5 protein-coding genes are annotated in these 4068 nt (G+C 42.8%); all 5 read left to right on the top strand.

All coding sequences use genetic code 11. The features are described 5' to 3' along the window. Window positions 1–233 (top strand): hypothetical protein (locus NTV63_02435; GenBank protein MCX6709791.1); only part of this gene is annotated, 233 nt, incomplete at its 5' end. Further along, complete coding sequence (locus NTV63_02430; GenBank protein ID MCX6709790.1) at window positions 230–994, top strand: hypothetical protein; 765 nt, start codon at window positions 230–232, stop codon at window positions 992–994. The genes NTV63_02435 and NTV63_02430, both read left to right, overlap by 4 nt. Before the next feature lie 22 nt (window positions 995–1016). Next, entirely contained in the window at window positions 1017–2681 is a 1665-nt protein-coding gene (locus NTV63_02425; GenBank protein ID MCX6709789.1) for a type II/IV secretion system ATPase subunit, read from the top strand. A gap of 4 nt (window positions 2682–2685) precedes the next feature. Continuing rightward, entirely contained in the window at window positions 2686–2922 is a 237-nt protein-coding gene (locus tag NTV63_02420; protein ID MCX6709788.1) for a hypothetical protein, read from the top strand. An 8-nt stretch (window positions 2923–2930) separates the two neighbouring features. Then, window positions 2931–4068 (top strand): hypothetical protein (locus NTV63_02415; protein MCX6709787.1); only part of this gene is annotated, 1138 nt, incomplete at its 3' end.

Genomic DNA, 4068 nt, shown 5'->3' with positions numbered 1-4068 from the left:
ATTTTGAAAGCACCCTGGCATTTGAGATTATGAACAAGTATGGCGAGGAAATCGAGGGAATCTCAATATGGGCAGACGGAAACGTGAATAAAAAAACTGAAGTGAATTTCAGCAGCTTTTACCGGAACACAATAAGGAAAGTTTCAATTCAGGGATTTATTGCCGAAAGGAACTTTTCAGTGTCCCCAAAAGGATGCGAAAAGCAGAACTGGAAAACATTTGAAATGCCATGAAAGGAAAAGCGGGAATCGGAACAAGAAAGAGAAGAGGGCAGGTATGGGTCTCAGCAGTGCTCTACATCCTGATAACTGTGGTTGCAATGGTTGTGCTGCTTCAGGCAGGCACTCCCATAATGAACAGCCTTCGGGACAGAACAGCATTCTCAAAGACAAAGGACTCAATGCTTGTGCTTGACAAGTACATTGTGGAGGTTTCAGAAGGAGGGCCGGGCTCGCAGAGGGTTGTTCCAATTGACATAGAAAAAGGCACTCTCTATGTAGAGGACAATATGGTAAGGTGGAAGATAGAAACAGACTCAAAGCTCTTTGAGCCTCGCTCAAAGCAGAGCCTCGGAAATATGATTATACTCGGGCTCAGCCCAGAGGACACAGTCAGCGCGCACGAATCATCTGATAGCTGCCATTACATACTTGAGAACTCAAGGATAAAGGTTAACATAACGCAGTTCGGGATGATAAATAAGAGCGCTGAAAACTGCACATCGCAGATAAACACATCTGCTCTGATAAATTACATAGAGCTTAATGACAAGAACAGCACTGCAGAAGGAGTCTTCACATTCACAATAGCAGGAGAACCTTCCTCAGAAATAGGAACAGGGAAAACCACGCTGATTGAAAGCGGGGATTACCTCAGCGCAGGAGTCATACGCGCTGAAATAAACTCATCAAGCTACAACTACACCCTTGAGCTGAGCCTCGAATCAGGCGCTGATTTTTTGAAGGTGAAGGCAATCAACCTCAGGGAAAAATGAACACGGGAGAAAGATGGTGAAAATGAAAATACCCTTTTTTTCAAGGATAGGAATGGCTGCAAACAGGAATAATCCTGCGCAGAAAAGCAATGAAGCAAAAATTCCCAGAAAAGAAACTGAAGCCTTATTGCCTCCAGAGAAGATAAAATTTGAGATAGACATCAAGCCAAGGCTTATTGTGCTTCCAGAATTCAGGAACATAGACGGGATTGATATAAGATACCCTCTCATATCCCCTTACGCATTCGCCCACATATTCTGGGACAGCAACAAGAAGGAGCTTGTTTATGATGTTGAGGAATACACCCTCTCTGAAACTGAAAAGGAGCTTCTGAAGCTCATAATGACGGGCTTGGAGGAAACAATCAATGTCAGCCTTGCAAAGATAAAAAATGCCCATGCAGTAATAGACTACCTTGAAAAGAATGTTCAGTCCATACTTTCAGAGCTTGGCGCAAAGCTCTCTGAAAAAAGCTACAAGAAGATAATGTATTATGTTTACAGAAATTCAATAGGAATGAACCAGATTGAGCCCCTTCTCAACGACTATTACATAGAAGACATAGAATGCAACGGAGTTGGGTTCCCAATCTACATAGTGCACAGGAAATATGAGAACCTCAGGACAAATGTGATATTCCGGACAAATGATGAGCTGATGAATTTTGTGGAAAAGCTTGCGCAGAAATGCGACAAGTACATCTCATATGCAAAGCCCCTCCTTGACGGAGCCCTTCCTGACGGCTCAAGGGTAAACGCCACATACGCAAAGGACATAACAACAAGAGGCCCAACTTTCACAATCAGGAAATTCACCACAAAGCCCCTCACACCAGTAGACATGATAAGAAACCACACTGCATCTCCAGAGGCATTTGCATACCTCTCAATGCTGATTGAGAACAAATACAATATAATGTTCATAGGCGAAACCGCCTCGGGAAAAACAACTTTTCTCAACAGCGTCATGAATTTCATACCCTCTGAAGCGAGAATATGCTCAATTGAGGACACAAGAGAGCTTAATCTCAATCACTCAAACTGGATTCCCGCAGTATCGAGGGTTGGAGTGGGGATGAGAGGGGCTTCTGAAGAGGCATACGGAGAGGTAAGCATGTTTGAGCTTCTCAGGGAAACATTCAGGCAGAATCCGGATTATGTTATAGTAGGAGAAGTGAGGGGAACTGAAACATTTGTCCTGTTCCAGGGAATGGCTTCAGGGCACCCTTCATACAGCACATTTCACGCAGGCTCTGTGGAAAGCCTTGTGAAAAGGCTTCAGACACCGCCAATAAACCTGCCTGCCTCACTGATAGAATCACTGGATGTGGTGTGCATGCTCACCCACATCAAGGAACCGGAAAAGAACATAAGACGGCTCATAGGGATAAAAGAGATAAAAAACGTAAAAGAGCAGGCAGGAGTTGTGGAAGCAAATGACTTCCTAACATGGGACCCTTTCACAGACAGCTTTGTGCTTTCCGAGAACTCATACATGTTTGAAAAGATAAGCAAGAAAAGGGGAGTGAGCGTTGAAAACCTCTACCTGGAAATGGGGAGAAGGAGCGCCCTTTTCAGAAAAATATCCGAGCAGAAGGGAATGGACTACAAAGAGTTTGAGAGGCTCGTAAACAGCTATTACAAGAATCCCAAAGCAGTGCTGAAAAAATACGGGATAACAGGATGAGAAAATGAAGGAAGATGAGAAACTGACAAAAAAATTCTGGCTTTTAGAGACTGAGAAAAGCATTCTGAGAACCGATTCCCTAATCAAGCTTTACAAGGAGCTCAGCAGGGCAAGATTCAGGGGAGAGGATTCAGAGCTTGTTGAGAAGAGGATATCAATTGTAAAAAGGCAGGCGCTTGAAGAATGCCTTGAAGTGAGGGCGCTGCTGAAAAAATTCACTGAAAGCGCACCTGAAAAATAAGGAAGAATATGGCTGAAGCAGGCAATTACTGGAAAAGGGAAAAAGAGGAAATGATTAACTCAGCCGAAAGAATGTCCTCAAAGATTTACGAGCTTTTCTGCGAGCTGAAAAGGAACTATCTCTTCAGAAAAACCATGATTAATGAATTGAATGAGATAGAAAAGGGGTATCAGGAAAAAAGGTTTGACTATTTTGAATTCCAGAAAAAGAGCAGGGCGATAACAGGCGGAAAGGGGAAGGACGAGGCTGTTTTTGAATATGACTCATACATGGAAACGCTTATTGCAAGGATAAACAACCTGAATGACAGGGTATTCTATGCCGTCTACAAGGATAATTCAGGAAGCAGGGCTTTTGAAGCACAGGAAGAATATGCGGATAATGGGAATAATGGGCAGGAAGAAATTGAGGTTGAGAGCGTATTCCCACAACCAGATGAAAATGCCCAAAAAGAAGAAATTCAAGAGGCGCAGACAGAGAAAAAGGAACCTGTCATAGCTGAGGAAATCATTGAAAAAAATAAATCAGAGCCGGTGGTAAGCTGGGGGATTGGAAAGGCAATTGCAGCGCCATTTGCCATGATTTTTTCTGCAATAGCCAGAATTTTCTGGCTGAAAAAGAGAAAAGAAACAAGACGGATAAAAGTAAAGCCAGTTGAATTTTCCGGAATGAAAAAGAAAAAGCAGGAAAAAGAATATGCCTTTTCTGAAAAGGGAATCTTCAGCGGAATGCTTAAGCCCTTTGCAAATTTCAGAAGGAGGATAAGGGAAGAGGAAAAGTTCATAGGCGCAAATAATGAGATTCCAATCACAGTTGAGCTTCTCCCCGAGCAGAGAAACAGCATCCTTGAAACAACATACCTCAAAAAAGAGGCTGAAAGGATAAAGAGGATAATAGAGAAGGAGAGGCTTTATTCCACATACAGACCAACAACCCTTGCAGCCATATCAAACATAATGGTGAAAAGGATAAGCGCATACCTCCTTGACTCATTCCCTGATTTTTTCAAGAATTTCTACAAGATTATAAGGGCAGCCAACATAAAGATGCTCTCAAACACCTACATAAACATAATGGTTCTCTTCACAGGCGCCGCATTCCTGCTCAGCTCAATAGTGGCGACAATAATATTTTTCATACTCTACA

Source organism: Candidatus Woesearchaeota archaeon (assembly GCA_026394965.1).
In the GTDB taxonomy this organism is placed as follows: domain Archaea; phylum Nanobdellota; class Nanobdellia; order Woesearchaeales; family 0-14-0-80-44-23; genus JAPLZQ01.
This window is presented reverse-complemented; position numbering and strand designations above follow the sequence as displayed.